15 protein-coding genes are annotated in these 13,928 nt (G+C 62.4%); 6 read left to right on the top strand and 9 right to left on the bottom strand.

All coding sequences use genetic code 11. From position 1 onward, the window contains the following. The first annotated feature begins 214 nt into the window (after window positions 1–214). Window positions 215–2,464, top strand: coding sequence for an Orn/Lys/Arg decarboxylase N-terminal domain-containing protein (locus C4Q27_RS02195; RefSeq protein ID WP_104887836.1), 2,250 nt, complete (start codon window positions 215–217; stop codon window positions 2,462–2,464). Here C4Q27_RS02195 and C4Q27_RS02190 read toward each other — a convergent pair. Next, window positions 2,448–2,666: a hypothetical protein gene (locus tag C4Q27_RS02190; protein ID WP_010954911.1), complete on the bottom strand. Its 219-nt coding sequence runs from the start codon at window positions 2,664–2,666 to the stop codon at window positions 2,448–2,450. The two genes, C4Q27_RS02195 and C4Q27_RS02190, sit on opposite strands and share 17 nt — an antisense overlap. Before the next feature lie 157 nt (window positions 2,667–2,823). On the opposite strand from C4Q27_RS02190, the gene chrR reads away from it, so the two are divergent. After that, entirely contained in the window at window positions 2,824–3,384 is a 561-nt protein-coding gene (chrR, locus tag C4Q27_RS02185; RefSeq protein WP_003251456.1) for a class I chromate reductase ChrR, read from the top strand. A gap of 103 nt (window positions 3,385–3,487) precedes the next feature. On the opposite strand, the gene C4Q27_RS02180 is transcribed toward chrR, so the two are convergent. Continuing rightward, window positions 3,488–5,560 carry a TonB-dependent receptor domain-containing protein gene (locus C4Q27_RS02180; RefSeq protein ID WP_064493163.1) on the bottom strand — a complete coding sequence of 691 codons (2,073 nt, stop codon included), beginning with the start codon at window positions 5,558–5,560 and terminating at the stop codon, window positions 3,488–3,490. A 220-nt stretch (window positions 5,561–5,780) separates the two neighbouring features. On the opposite strand from C4Q27_RS02180, the gene C4Q27_RS02175 reads away from it, so the two are divergent. Genes C4Q27_RS02175 through C4Q27_RS02165 form a run of 3 tightly spaced genes read left to right on the top strand, consistent with a single transcriptional unit; the run spans window position 5,781 to window position 6,743 of the window. Then, a complete protein-coding gene (locus tag C4Q27_RS02175) occupies window positions 5,781–6,029 on the top strand; it encodes a helix-turn-helix domain-containing protein (RefSeq protein ID WP_003251454.1) in 249 nt (82 codons plus the stop codon). 11 nt (window positions 6,030–6,040) lie between these two features. Further along, window positions 6,041–6,388 (top strand): head completion/stabilization protein, encoded by a 348-nt coding sequence (locus C4Q27_RS02170; RefSeq protein ID WP_064493164.1) that lies wholly within the window; start codon window positions 6,041–6,043, stop codon window positions 6,386–6,388. After that, window positions 6,381–6,743, top strand: a complete 363-nt coding sequence (locus tag C4Q27_RS02165) for a hypothetical protein (protein WP_014590308.1) — start codon at window positions 6,381–6,383, stop codon at window positions 6,741–6,743. The genes C4Q27_RS02170 and C4Q27_RS02165 overlap by 8 nt, the downstream gene beginning before the upstream one ends. Here C4Q27_RS02165 and C4Q27_RS02160 read toward each other — a convergent pair. Then, entirely contained in the window at window positions 6,740–7,120 is a 381-nt protein-coding gene (locus tag C4Q27_RS02160) for a helix-turn-helix domain-containing protein (RefSeq protein ID WP_014861245.1), read from the bottom strand. The genes C4Q27_RS02165 and C4Q27_RS02160 overlap by 4 nt on opposite strands. 179 nt (window positions 7,121–7,299) lie before the next feature. Between C4Q27_RS02160 and C4Q27_RS02155 the strand changes: the two genes are divergently transcribed. Then, a complete protein-coding gene (locus tag C4Q27_RS02155; protein ID WP_004576942.1) occupies window positions 7,300–7,563 on the top strand; it encodes an ogr/Delta-like zinc finger family protein in 264 nt (87 codons plus the stop codon). A gap of 90 nt (window positions 7,564–7,653) precedes the next feature. Here C4Q27_RS02155 and nuoN read toward each other — a convergent pair whose 3' ends face one another. The 6 genes from nuoN to nuoI are packed head-to-tail and all read right to left on the bottom strand — an operon-like array spanning window position 7,654 to window position 13,925. After that, on the bottom strand, window positions 7,654–9,123 hold the full coding sequence (gene nuoN, locus C4Q27_RS02150) for an NADH-quinone oxidoreductase subunit NuoN (protein ID WP_010954905.1): 1,470 nt from the start codon (window positions 9,121–9,123) through the stop codon (window positions 7,654–7,656). Window positions 9,124–9,130: 7 nt separating this feature from the next. After that, window positions 9,131–10,663 (bottom strand): NADH-quinone oxidoreductase subunit M, encoded by a 1,533-nt coding sequence (gene nuoM / locus C4Q27_RS02145; protein WP_010954904.1) that lies wholly within the window; start codon window positions 10,661–10,663, stop codon window positions 9,131–9,133. Window positions 10,664–10,703: 40 nt separating this feature from the next. Next, the gene (gene nuoL / locus C4Q27_RS02140) at window positions 10,704–12,557 is read right to left on the bottom strand and encodes an NADH-quinone oxidoreductase subunit L (RefSeq protein ID WP_064493165.1); all 1,854 of its coding nucleotides are present in this window, start codon (window positions 12,555–12,557) and stop codon (window positions 10,704–10,706) included. After that, a complete protein-coding gene (nuoK, locus tag C4Q27_RS02135) occupies window positions 12,554–12,862 on the bottom strand; it encodes an NADH-quinone oxidoreductase subunit NuoK (RefSeq protein WP_003251446.1) in 309 nt (102 codons plus the stop codon). Before nuoK ends, nuoL begins: the two co-directional genes overlap by 4 nt. 3 nt (window positions 12,863–12,865) lie before the next feature. Continuing rightward, entirely contained in the window at window positions 12,866–13,366 is a 501-nt protein-coding gene (gene nuoJ, locus C4Q27_RS02130) for an NADH-quinone oxidoreductase subunit J (RefSeq protein ID WP_019438098.1), read from the bottom strand. A 10-nt stretch (window positions 13,367–13,376) separates the two neighbouring features. After that, window positions 13,377–13,925 (bottom strand): NADH-quinone oxidoreductase subunit NuoI, encoded by a 549-nt coding sequence (gene nuoI, locus C4Q27_RS02125; RefSeq protein ID WP_003251442.1) that lies wholly within the window; start codon window positions 13,923–13,925, stop codon window positions 13,377–13,379. Between the last annotated feature and the right edge of the window lie 3 nt (window positions 13,926–13,928).

Raw genomic sequence — 13,928 nt, 5'->3', positions numbered from 1 at the left:
CCGACTACGGTGGCGGCTGCGGCGGTGAATGGCGGGGGCAGACTGGCCAGCAGGCCCGGCCCTTTCGCGGGTAAACCCGCTGCTGCTGGGCACCGGTCGGTGATTGGACACAGGCCGTCGTAGGAGCGGGTTTACCCGCGAAAGGGCCAGTACACGCAATACAAGGCTCAACTACCCTGAAATGGACGCCATGTCCTTCGGAGGTAGCCACCTGATGTACAAGGACCTCAAGTTCCCGATCCTCATTGTCCACCGCGCCATCAAGGCCGACAGTGTTGCCGGCGAACGCGTGCGGGGTATCGCCGAGGAACTGCGCCAGGATGGCTTTGCCATTCTCGCCGCAGCCGACCACGCCGAAGCGCGCCTGGTCGCCGCCACCCACCATGGCCTGGCCTGCATGCTGATTGCCGCCGAAGGCGCTGGCGAGAACACCCATTTACTGCAGAACATGGCCGAGCTGATCCGCCTGGCCCGTCTGCGCGCACCCAACCTGCCGATCTTCGCCCTGGGCGAGCAGGTGACCTTGGAAAATGCCCCCGCCGAAGCCATGAGCGAGCTCAACCAGCTGCGTGGCATCCTTTACCTGTTCGAAGACACCGTGCCGTTTCTCGCCCGCCAGGTGGCGCGAGCCGCACACACCTACCTCGATGGCCTGCTGCCGCCGTTCTTCAAGGCGCTGGTACAGCACACCGCGCAGTCCAACTATTCCTGGCACACCCCGGGCCATGGTGGCGGTGTGGCCTATCATAAAAGCCCGGTAGGCCAAGCCTTTCACCAGTTCTTCGGGGAAAACACCCTGCGCTCGGACCTGTCCGTTTCCGTGCCGGAGCTGGGTTCGCTGCTCGACCACACAGGCCCGCTGGCCGAAGCCGAGGCCAGGGCGGCGCGCAACTTCGGCGCCGACCACACCTTTTTTGTCATCAATGGCACCTCCACGGCCAACAAGATCGTCTGGCACGCCATGGTCGGCCGTGACGACCTGGTGCTGGTGGACCGCAACTGCCACAAGTCGGTGGTGCACGCGATCATCATGACGGGTGCCATCCCGTTGTACCTGTGCCCGGAGCGCAACGAACTGGGCATCATTGGCCCGATCCCGCTCAGCGAGTTCAGCCCCGAGGCGATCGCCGCGAAGATTCAGGCCAACCCCCTTGCCCGTGATCGTGGGCAGCGTATCAAGCTGGCGGTAGTGACCAACTCCACCTACGACGGGCTGTGTTACCACGCCGGGCTGATCAAGCAGGCCCTGGGTGCCAGTGTCGAGGTGCTGCACTTCGATGAGGCCTGGTTTGCCTATGCCGCGTTCCACGACTTTTTCACCGGGCGCTACGCCATGGGCACCGCCTGCGCGGCAGACAGCCCGCTGGTGTTCAGTACCCACTCCACCCACAAGCTGCTGGCGGCGTTCAGCCAGGCCTCGATGATTCATGTGCAGGACGGTGCCAGGCGGCAGCTGGACCGGGACCGTTTCAACGAAGCGTTCATGATGCACATCTCTACCTCGCCGCAGTACAGCATTCTCGCCTCGCTGGATGTGGCTTCGACCATGATGGAAGGGCCGGCCGGGCGCTCGCTGCTGCAGGAGATGTTCGACGAGGCGTTGAGTTTTCGTCGTGCCCTGGCCAACCTGCGTGAGCACATTGCCACAGCGGACTGGTGGTTCAGCATCTGGCAGCCGCCAAGTGCCGAGGGCATCCCCCGTCTGGCCGCGCAGGACTGGCTGCTGCAGCCGGGGGCGCAATGGCATGGGTTTGGTGAAGTGGTGACCGACTATGTGCTGCTCGACCCGCTGAAGGTGACCTTGGTAATGCCGGGCCTGAGCGCAGACGGTGTGCTGGGCGCGCGCGGTATCCCGGCAGCGGTAGTCAGCAAGTTTCTCTGGGAGCGCGGGCTGGTGGTGGAAAAAACGGGCCTGTACAGCTTCCTGGTACTGTTTTCCATGGGCATCACCAAGGGCAAGTGGAGCACCCTGCTCACCGAGCTGCTGGAGTTCAAACGCCACTATGACGGCAACACCCCACTCAGCAGCTGCCTGCCCAGTGTGGGGGCTGCCGACGCCTTGCGCTACCAGGGCATGGGCCTGCGCGACCTGTGCGACCAGTTACATGACTGCTACCGCGCCAATGCCACGGCCAAGCAGCTGAAGCGGCTGTTCACCCGTTTGCCGGAGGTGGCCGTCAGCCCGGCCCAGGCCTATGACAAGATGGTGCGTGGCGAAGTGGAGGCGGTGTCGATCGAGGCATTGCTGGGGCGTGTGGCGGCGGTGATGCTGGTGCCGTACCCGCCTGGCATCCCGTTGATCATGCCGGGTGAGCGGTTCACCGAGGCGACCCGCTCGATCCTGGACTACTTGGCATTCGCCCGCGCATTCAACCAGGGCTTTCCCGGGTTTGTCGCCGATGTGCACGGCCTGCAGCACGAAGGGGGCCGCTACACGGTGGATTGCATCACGGAATGCGCGTGATCTCGACGCCGGAGCGTGCCAGTTCGAAACGGTTTTCACCCAGGTGGTTGACCTTGTCGCCGATGGCCAGGCGGTAGGTGGTGATGGGGGCGCCCAGCGTGCTGCCGTCGAGTTGCAGGGTGGATTCCTGAAACTCGTGCACGGGGTAGATGCGGCCTTCGGCGTCACGGGCGTGGAATTGGCCGACCATTACTGCTGCCATTTGGGTGGAAACCTCTGAATTACGTAGGAAATGTATGAAGGCATAGACCGTGAAACTGACTCGGAAGTTTTCGCCCTGCGGAAAAAAAAACTCAGGCGCCGGAGAACGGTCATCTATAACTACAACGTCTATTTAACCCGCAAAGGTTGGAATTGCCATGAGTCAGGTGTATTCGGTAGCAGTCGTCGTGGGCAGCTTGCGCAAGGAGTCCTACAACCGCAAGGTCGCCCGCGCACTTTCGGAGCTGGCGCCGTCCAGCCTTGCGCTGAAGATCGTCGAGATTGGCGACCTGCCGCTGTACAACGAAGATATCGAAGCCGAGGCACCGCCGGAAACCTGGAAGCGTTTTCGCGATGAAATCCGTCGCAGTGATGCGGTGTTGTTCGTCACCCCGGAATACAACCGCTCGGTGCCAGGCTGCCTGAAAAATGCCATCGATGTGGGTTCGCGTCCTTACGGGCAAAGTGCCTGGAGCGGCAAGCCGACGGCGGTGGTGAGTGTGTCGCCGGGGGCGATTGGTGGCTTTGGCGCCAACCATGCGGTGCGCCAGTCGCTGGTGTTTCTCGACATGCCCTGCATGCAGATGCCCGAGGCTTACCTTGGCGGTGCGGCGAGCTTGTTCGAGGATTCGGGCAAGCTCAACGATAAGACGCGACCGTTCTTGCAGGCGTTTGTCGACAGGTTTGCTTCATGGGTGAAGTTGAACAGGGCGGTCTGAACCCCTAATCATGCTGTGCAGCGCCCCCCCGTAGGAGCGGGTTTACCCGCGAATGCGTCATTGAACTTGCCGACGCATTCGCGGGTAAACCCGCTCCTACCCGTCAGCGGAAGCTGTATGAAACCCCCGCGTATACGCCAAACCCTTCGCCCGGTGTCGAACGGGCATTGTCCTTGCCGGCGTCGTTGTAGGCCGGCGTCACGGTCGCTGCATAGCGCTGGTTGGTCAGGTTGCGCAGGTCCAGCCAGGTCTGCCAGTCCTGTTTCGGTGAGTCCCAGCCAACGCGCGCACCGAGCAAGGCATATTCATCGGCGTGGTAGCTATTGGCATAGTCCACCTGCACCTTCGAGGCCATTTGTGTATTGACCCCGGCATAGAAGCCGTTCGGCCAGTCATAGCGCAGCTCGGCCTGGTAGTAGTGCATGGGGATGCCGGGCAGACGGTTGTCGCCAAACGTGTCGTCATCACGGTAGTGGAAGTCGCTGAAGGTGTAGGCCTGGCGCAAGCTCAGCTTGCCAGTGCCCGCGCGCTCCCACAGGGTGCTGTCGAGGCCGGCTTCCACGCCTTGGTGCACGGTAGCGCTGGCGTTGAATTCCGAGGTGAAGTTCGGAACTACCTCAACGGCCAGCAGTTCGTGGCGTACTTGCGAGTAGTACCAGGCCAGGTCCCAGCGGCCGAGGGCCGAGTCGCCACGGGCGCCCAGTTCCAGGGTGGTGGCTGTCTGGTTCTGCATCTCGATCGGCTGGATCTGCTTGCCGCCGGTGCTGGGCGCGCTCCAGATCAGCGACCACGGGTGTGGCGGCTCTACCGAGCGGCTCAGGTTGCCGTACACCTGCAAGTCCGGACGAATGTCGTAGCGTAGCCCCAAGCGGGGGGCATAGTCCCAGTCATGCATGCTCACCTTGCCGCCTTCAGAGGGGTAGGTCACGTCACTTTCGCGGCGCGTGTAGATCATGGCCAGGCCGGTGCTCAGCCACAGGTTGGGGACCAGTTCCAGGTCGTTGCCAACATGCAGCACGGTGTCCGAGCCCTGGTAGGTGAAGTCACGGGTGCGCTCGCCGAACACATCGCCATTGCGGGTAAATTGCGAAGCGCCGCTGTTGGGCAGGTGCTTGGTGGTACGCCAACCGACGGTGGTCTTGCTCTCGCGGCCGAACAGTGTGTCGCGGCGGAAATAGTTCAGCGTACCGCTGACATCGGTGTAGGCGACCTTCAGGCGCATGGGGCCTTCGCGCAGGTCCATCGGGTAGTCGTGATAGACCAGGCCGGCTTCCAGGCGTGCCTCGTCGTCGAGGTAGAAGGTCGTCTTGTTGCCCACCCAGGTGCTGCCTGGTTGCGGGCGGCTGTCGTCGCGTGCCAGATAGTTGGGGTTGGCCGCGCGCGGGTGGTGCTTGATCTGGTCCTTGGTCAGGCGGCCGGGCAGTTCGTTTTCAGTTTCCCGATAGCGCAGGTAGAAGCGGGTTTCCAGGTTGGGGTTGAAGCGGTAACCGGCATTGGCGGCAATGCCCTTGGCGCTGCCGCTGCTGTGCGCCTGGTAGCCGTCATATTCCGAATCGGTCAGGGCCACGTAATAGTCGAGGTTGCCCAGCACCTTGCCCGAACTGATGTGCCGATGCTGGTAGCCGCGGCTACCGACTTCGTAGCGTACTTGCAGTGCAGGCGCGTCGTAGCCGGTGTGGGTGACGTAGTTGATCGCACCGCCCAAGGCCAGGGAGCCTTGGTCAAAGCCATTGGCGCCACGCAGCACTTCGGCACGGCTCAGCCACAGCGGTTCGAACAGTTCGTAAGGCGTACCGCCCGGGCCGGTCAACGGCAGGCCGTCGAACATGGTGTAGACACCGGAACCGTGCGCCCCCGGCGCACGGTTGATGCCCGAGCCGCGTATCGACAGCTTGACGCCGTCGTTGCCTGCCGATTGGGCGAACACCCCAGGCTGGTAGGCCAGTACGTCCTGGTTGCTGGCCACTCGGCCTTGCCCCACGCGCTGCATGTCCACCAGGTTGCTGGCCCCCGGTATTTCACGCAGGCGCTCGCTGGCTGCCGTCAGCTCGTTCTGCTCCTCATCGGTGATCAGCACCCGGCCCAATTCGACCGAGGATGCCCCCAGGGCGGGCTGAGTGGCAGCCAAGGCCGCCAGCAGACCGAGGCAGGACGAGAGGGGTAAATCGGAACGCATTGTACGACTCCAGGCGAAAGGCGAATGGACAACGGCGTTGAGACGAGCGAAATGCGGCTTGGAGCACGCAGAAAGTCAGCAAATCGTTCGTCACCTTCGTCATGCGGTCTTGTACGAAAGTTCTTTACAAACCATGGCGGTGGAGGTGGGTGGCCTGTGCTTCGTAAGGTGACTGCAAGTAGGCAGCAATGCCTCGCTCAATCACCCGTGGAGTTCAAACATGACTGACAACGCTCGACACTCGCAGCAACCCTTGGCGGACGCCCCGGTTCGCCTGACGCCACGTGAACAGCAAGTGCTGTTGTGGTGTGCTTATGGCAAGAGCTCGTGGGAGATTGGCCAGATCCTTGAATGCAAGGAGTCGACGGTGAACTTTCACGTGTCCAACATCCTGCGCAAATTCGAAGTGCCTACCCGGGTGGCTGCTGTGATCAAGGCCATTCGCTACGGCATGCTGGCCGAGCAGTAAGGGGGTAGCGCATGAGCAACGATCCTCGGCTACCGCGCTTTGCCGATTGCCATGACCCGTTCTGGCCGCGGGTGGATCTGGGCAGGTTGCGTGAGCACCTGCAACTGCCGCGGTCTGTCAGTGACGCGGCTTTGGAAGTGGCCGCGCGCTGCGCAGCCATCGAGGCAGCACGGGAATTCGCCCGCTGGCGTTCAGTGCTGCGAGAGCGGGGCTACAAGCGGCTCGAGGATGTGGCCGGGCATGATCATGGGCGTGCCTTGCGGGTGTGCTACATCCGTTTCGTCGAAGCGGCGGTCATGTATAGCCTGGGTTCAACCGCCTGCCTGCCTGTTCCGCGCGGAGGGCAAGTGCATGCCTGAGCGATCTGTTTTCGACCACCTGGCCCCGGCATTGGTGACGTTCCTGGGGGTGGATGGCGATGTGCTGTTCGCCGCGCTGCTGGGAGCATTGTTGGTGAGCGCGGCACGCGATCGATTGATCACCAGTGAGGCCAGGCGCCTGACGCTGGCCAAGAAACTGCTGCTGCTATTCGTGACCGTGGGCGTGGGCCATCTGTTCGAGCCACTGGTTTCGTCATTGGTGCCTTTGCTGACCCGGGGCATGGCGGCATTCGTGGCCGCTGTGGTGGTGATCCCCATCAGCCTCAAGGTCATGGTCTGGCTGGATACACTCGACCCGCGCGAGCTCATCCAGCGCTGGCGCCGTCGGGGTTAGCCATTGGTTGCGCCGCCGAGCTCGCTCAGTTGCTGTTCCAACTGCTGGATGCGCTGTTTGTCCTTGATGAACAGCAGGATGGCCTGGCGATCGCTGTGCGAGAGCGTGCGCAGCCGTTCGAGCATTTCGCACTCCCAGCCCGCATCACCTGGGTCGGCGGCGATGTGCTCGGCTTGACCCAGCAATAGCCAGTCCAGTGAGCATGCATGCTTTTTGGCGATGTCTATGCAAAGTGAGTAAGGAATGCTCTCGCGAACCTTCCAGCTGCTCAGCGTTTGCGGGCTGACCGACAGTGCACGTGACAGCTCGGCATCAGTGTTTGCGCCAGTGAGAAGCTTAAGGCGCGTGAGCACCTCAGCAAGTATGTGAGTACTCATAACAAATATCCATGACTGGTTTAATGATATTCCATGGGCTTAAACTACTCGTTATGAATACAGCCCTGCGTTTTAAGGAGCACTTCTGCAATGAGAACCATCAAATTGAAGAATACACCCACAGTTGCAGCCAATACTGACACACAGACTAGCCTGGGCAATGCTAGCAGGTACTTGCCGTGAGTACTTACAAGCTGGTTTGCCCGCATTGCCACAGCCGGATGCGCATACGTACTAGCGAAGGGCGCCATATTTTCCTGCGAATCGCTTATTTGCAATGCACTACCGAGGCGTGTGGCTGGTCAGTGCGCGCCGAATTCGAAATGACCCATGAACTCTCCCCCAGCGGCATGCCCAACCCGGAAGTGTACCTGCCTTCGGCCAATGGTGATTTGCGCAAGGCCGCCTTGCCGGGCGCAGGTCAGGGCTGCCCGAGTGAGTGAGGCACCCGTGGGCGCAGGTAGCAAAACGTGCAGATAAAAAAACACCCCGCCTAGGCGGGGTGTTTTCTGTTACCGGCGCTGCCGGGGTGATCAACCGATCAGTTGCAGGCCCGCTTGCTGAACCATTTCCAGCAGGGGCTGCGGGTACACACCCAGTACGAAAGCGAGAATGGCGATAGCCAGCAGCATGACGCCGCCGGTGCGCTGTTCCCACTTGAGCGGGGCGTCGTGACGACGCAGGTTCGGCTCGACCAGGTAAAGGGTAACCATGACGCGCAGGTAATAGTACACGCCGATGGCGCTACCGATCACCAGCGCACCGACCAACCACCACAGGTGCGATTCGACGCCGGTAGCGATGATGTAGAACTTGCCGATGAAGCCGGCGGTCAGCGGGATACCCGCCAGCGACAGCATCATCACGGTCAGTACCGCTGTCAGGTACGGGCGGCGCCAGAACAGGCCGCGGTACTCGTACAGGGCATCGGCGTCACGGCCGCCGTACGGCGAGGACATCAGGGTGATGACACCGAAGGCGCCCAGGCTGGTGATCACGTAGGTGACCAGGTAAACGCCCATGGCTTCCAGGGCCAGGCCCTTGCTGGCGACCAACGCGATGACCAGGTAACCGAAGTGGGCGATGGACGAGTAACCCAGCAGACGCTTGAGGTTGCTCTGGGTCAGTGCCAGCAGGTTACCAATCAGGATCGAGGCTACGGCAATCACCGCCAGTACGGTGCTGAGCACGCCGCTGCTGGCAGCAGGGGAGAGCATGAACAGGCGTACGACAACGGCGAATACTGCCACCTTGCTGGCGGTTGCCAGGAACGCGGCGACCGGCGCCGGAGCGCCTTCGTACACGTCCGGAGTCCACAGATGGAACGGTACCAGCGACAGCTTGAAGGCCAGGCCAACCAGCATCATGCCCAGGCCCAGCTGGGCCACCAGGCTTGGCATGCTGGTGGTAGCCAGGGCCTTGCCGATCTGGTCGAAGCTCAGGCTGCCGGCGTCGGCGTACAGCAGGGCCATGCCGAACAGCAGGAAAGCCGAGCCTGCGGCCGACAGCACCATGTACTTGATGCCGGCTTCCAGCGATCGCTTGTTGAAGAAGGCATACGCCACCAGGCCATAGACCGGTACCGACAACAGCTCCAGGCCGATGAACAGGCCGGCCAGGTGGTTGGCGCTGACCAGCACCAGGCCACCGAGGGCCGACATCAGCAGCAACAGGTACAGTTCTTCACGGTTGCCCGGGAAACCCTTGGCGCCCTCGCCGAGGTAGGCGTGGGCGAGGGTGACGCAGGCCAGCGTCGCCACGAGGATGATCGCCATGTACAGGCAGGCGAACTTGTCGATGGTGATCAGCGAGGTGACCGCCAGCGGCGCGACCTTCAGCGCCGGCAGGAGCGACAGCAGGGCCAGGTTCAGGCCCACGGTGGACAGCAGGAAGGTCTGCGAGTGGTTGCGCTTCCAGGCGATCGCCAGCATCACCACCACCGTGGTGATGGTGGTGATCAGCATCGGCGCCAATGCGATGAAGTGTTGAGTGGTGAATTCCATAGCGCTCTTACCGGGCCGAAGCGAGTTGAGTGAAAGCGGATCCGAGCCACTGCTGCACACCACTCATGGTGGCGGCAGAGGTGTCGAGGAACGGCTGCGGATACACGCCCAGCAGGATCAGCAATACCGCCAGACCCAGAACCATGATCAGTTCGCGACCGTCCATGCCGGCCAGCACGGTGTCGGTCTTGGCCGGGCCGAAGTAGGCACGGTGGATCATGATCAGCGAGTAAACAGAACCGAACACCAGGCCGGTAGTGGCGATCACGGTGATCCACGGCACGTGCACGAAGCTGCCGATCAGGATCAGGAACTCGCCGACGAAGTTGCCGGTGCCTGGCAGGCCCAACGATGCCGCTGCGAAGAACAGGCTGATGGCCGGCAGGTAGGCGATGCGGTGCCACAGGCCACCCATCTGACGCATGTCACGGGTGTGCAGGCGCTCGTACAGCTGGCCGGACAGGATGAACAGCGCCGCAGCCGACAGGCCGTGGGCCAGCATCTGGATCACCGCACCTTGCAGGGCCTGCTGGCTGCCGGAGTAGATACCGATCAGCACGAAGCCCATGTGCGAGACGCTGGAGAAGGCGATCAGGCGCTTGATGTCGGTTTGTGCGAAGGCCAGGAAGGCACCGTAGAAGATACCGATCAGGCCCAGGGTCATGGCGATCGGCGCGAACTCGGCCGAGGCGTTCGGGAACAGCGGCAGGGCGAAGCGTAGCAGGCCGTAGGCCGCGGTCTTCAGCAAGATACCCGCCAGGTCCACCGAGCCTGCGGTCGGTGCCTGGGCGTGAGCGTCAGGCAGCCAGGAGTGGAACGGCACCACCGGCAGCTTCACCGCGAAGGCGATGAAGAAGCCCAGCATCAGCACGTACTCGATACCGGCTGGCAACTCGGCCTTGAGCAGGTCGCTGTAGTTGAAGGTGAGCACGCCAGTGGTGTTGTAGTTGACCAGCACCAGGCCCAGGATCGCCACCAGCATGATCAGGCCGCTGGCCTGGGTGAAGATGAAGAACTTGGTCGCCGCGTAGATCCGGGTCTTCTTGCCGTCTGCCGAGCTGTGACCCCAGAGCGCGATGAGGAAGTACATCGGCACCAGCATCATTTCCCAGAAGAAGAAGAACAGGAACAGGTCCAGGGCCAGGAACACACCGACCACGCCGCCGAGGATCCACATCAGGTTGAGGTGGAAGAAGCCGACGTGGCGCTGGATCTCTTTCCAGGAACACAGGACCGACAGCACACCGAGCAGGCCGGTGAGCAGGATCATCAGCAGCGACAGGCCGTCCAGGGCCAGGTGGATGCTGATGCCGAAACGCTTGATCCACTCGACTTTGTATTCGAGAGCCCAGGCCGGTTCGGCGCCCGGGGCGGGAGCAAGGGTGTAGTCGCCGGTACCCCACAGCCACAGGCCGATGCCAAGCAGCAGGGACATGGTAAGCAGCGCAATCCAGCGCGGCAGGGTGGCGCCGAAGCGCTCACCCAGCCAGCAGAGGAAGCCGCCGATGAAGGGGATCAGGATCAGCCAAGGCAAAATCATGACGGGTTGGTTTCCTTTGGCAAAGTCGCAAGATTCATAGTCATACCGCAGCCACTACCACGGCACCGAGCACCAGCACGGCACCCACGGCGATAGAGGCGGTGTACCAGCGCAGTTGGCCAGTCTCGGTCTTGCTCATGGCCACGTGGCCACCACGCGCCATCCGAGGAATCAGGCCGATGGTGCGGTCAACCGGGTCCTTGCGCAGGATGTGGCTGATCAGCAGGTACGGTTTGACGAAAAGCTTGTCGTAGATCCAATCGAAGCCCCAGGCAGCGAACCACCAGGCCGACAGGACGCGACCGATGCCACTGTTGGCGACGGCGCTGACGAAGCGGCGCTTGCCCAGGAACAGCAGGGCGGCCAGCAGGATACCGGCGATGGCGATGGCACCCGAGGTGATCTCCAGCGCGTGCTTGGCTTCGCCACCGGCATGGCCGGCGCTTTCCGGCAGCACACCGGCCAGCGGCGGGGTGATCCAGGCGCCGACGAAGGTCGACAGCACGATCAGCACGCCCAGCGGCAGCCAGTGGCTGATGCCGTGGCCAGCGTGGGCTTCGGTCTTGGCTTCGCCGTGGAAGGCGATGAAGATCAGGCGGAAGGTGTACAGCGAGGTCATGAACGCGCCTACCAGGCCGGCATACAGCAGGCCGGTGTTGCCGCTGGCGAAGGCTTCCCAGAGGATCTCGTCCTTGGAGTAGAAGCCTACGGTCACGATCGGCAGGGCCGCCAGTGCCGCACCACCGACCACGAAGCTGGCGTAGGCCAGGGGCAGTTTCTTCCACAGGCCGCCCATCTTGAAGATGTTCTGCTCGTGGTGGCAGGCAACGATCACCGCACCGGAGGCAAGGAACAGCAGGGCCTTGAAGAAGGCGTGGGTCATCAGGTGGAAGATCGCCGCGTCCCAGGCACCCACGCCCAGGGCCAGGAACATGTAGCCGATCTGGCTCATGGTCGAGTAGGCGAGGATACGCTTGATATCGGTCTGTACCAGCGCAGCGAAGCCTGCCAGTACCAGGGTCACGCCACCGACCACACCTACAAGGTGCAGGATGTCCGGCGCAAGCAGGAACAGGCCGTTGGTACGGGCGATCAGGTACACGCCCGCGGTCACCATGGTTGCGGCGTGGATCAGTGCCGAAACCGGAGTCGGGCCCGCCATGGCGTCGGCCAACCAGGTCTGCAATGGCAGCTGTGCCGATTTACCGACCGCACCACCCAGCAGCATCAGCGTGGCCAGCACCATCCAGGTGTCGCCAGCCTGGAACTTCTGCGGTGCCAGCACCAGCAGTTCCTGCACGTTCAGGGTGCCCAGCTGGGCGAACAGGATGAACAGGCCGATGGCCATGAACACGTCGCCGATACGGGTGACGATGAATGCCTTGAGTGCTGCGTTACCGTTGTTGCGGTTGCTGTAGTAGAAACCGATCAACAGGTACGAGCACAGGCCCACGCCTTCCCAGCCGAAGTAGATGAACAGCAGGTTATCGCCGAGGACCAGGAACAGCATGCTGGCGATGAACAGGTTGGTGTACGAGAAGAAGCGCGAGTAGCCGGCTTCGCCACGCATGTACCAGGATGCGAACAGGTGGATCAGGAAGCCGACACCGGTCACCACACCGAGCATGGTGACCGACAGGCCGTCCAGATACAGGGTGAAGTTCGGCGCGAAGCCGTCCACCGACATCCACTGCCACAGCAGCTGGCTGTACGCGCCGCCCTCAGGCGGGGCGACGTTGAACTGCCAGATGACGTAAGCGGCCGTGGCGGCCGACAGGCCTACCGAGCCGACGCCGATCAGGGCGGACAGGTTCTCCGAGAACCGTCCACGCGAGAACGACAGCAGCAGGAAGCCGATGAGGGGAAAGACGAAAGTCAGGAAGAGAAGGTTCATCCGCGCATCTCACTGGCAGCATCGATGTCGAGAGTGTGGAAGCGGCGATACAGCTGCAGCAGGATGGCCAGGCCAATGCTGGCCTCGGCGGCTGCCAGGCTGATCACCAGAATGAACATCACCTGACCGTCGGGCTGGACCCAACGGGCACCGGCGACGACGAACGCCAGGGCAGAGGCGTTCATCATGACTTCCAGGCTCATGAGCACGAAGAGGATGTTGCGGCGGACCATCAGGCCAACCAGACCTAAGCAGAACAGGATGCCTGCGACCGCCAGACCATGTTCGAGAGGGATAGCACCCATGATTTACTCCTTCGCCTCGTTGCGGCCCAGGTGGAAGGCGGTGACGGCTGCAGCCAGCAGCAGCATCGACGCCAGTTCGACCACCAGCAGGTAAGGGCCGAACAGGCTGATGCCCACGGCTTTCGGGCCCACGGTGGTACCGCTGATGCCGGCGCCACTCGGGGTGACGAACAGCACGTACAGCAGCTCCGCCAGCAGCAGGGCGCCGAGGATTACCGGCCCGGCCCAGATGCCGGGCTTGAGCCAGCCCCGTTCCTGGGCGACCGAAGCCGGCCCGAGGTTGAGCATCATCACCACGAACACGAACAGCACCATGATGGCGCCGGCGTAGGCGATCACTTCCAGGGCGCCGGCAAACGGCGCACCCAGTGCGAAGAAGATCATGGCCACGGAAATCAGCGAAATGATCAGGTAAAGCAAGGCGTGCACGGGGTTGGTGCCAGTTACCACCCGAAGGGTGGAGACCACGGCGATCCCGGATGCGAAGTAGAAAGCGAATTCCATCTTTCTGTCCTTATGGGAGCAAGCTCTTCACGTTGATCGGCTCGGCTTCGTTCTGTGCAGAGCCCTTCGGCTTGCCAGCGATTGCCATACCCGCAACACGGTAGAAGTTGTAGTCAGGGTTCTTGCCGGGGCCGGAGATCAGCAGATCTTCTTTCTCGTACACCAGGTCCTGACGCTTGAACTCGGCCATTTCGAAATCCGGAGTCAGCTGGATTGCGGTGGTCGGGCACGCTTCTTCACACAGGCCGCAGAAAATGCAACGCGAGAAGTTGATGCGGAAGAACTCCGGGTACCAGCGGCCGTCCTCTGTCTCGGCCTTCTGCAGCGAAATGCAGCCAACCGGGCAGGCCACCGCGCAGAGGTTGCACGCTACGCAGCGCTCCTCGCCATCGGGGTCGCGGGTGAGGACGATGCGGCCGCGGTAGCGCGGCGGCAGGTACACGGGTTCTTCGGGGTACTGCAGGGTGTCGCGCTTGCGGAACCCGTGGGAGAACACCATTGCCAGGCTGCGCAGCTGGGTGCCGGTGCCCTTAACGATGTCGCCGATATACTTGAACATGGG

The sequence above is a fragment of the Pseudomonas sp. SWI36 genome (assembly GCF_002948105.1).
GTDB classification, from domain to species: domain Bacteria; phylum Pseudomonadota; class Gammaproteobacteria; order Pseudomonadales; family Pseudomonadaceae; genus Aquipseudomonas; species Aquipseudomonas alloputida.
Note: the sequence above shows the minus strand (reverse complement) of the source record. Positions and strands in the feature narration are given on the sequence as shown.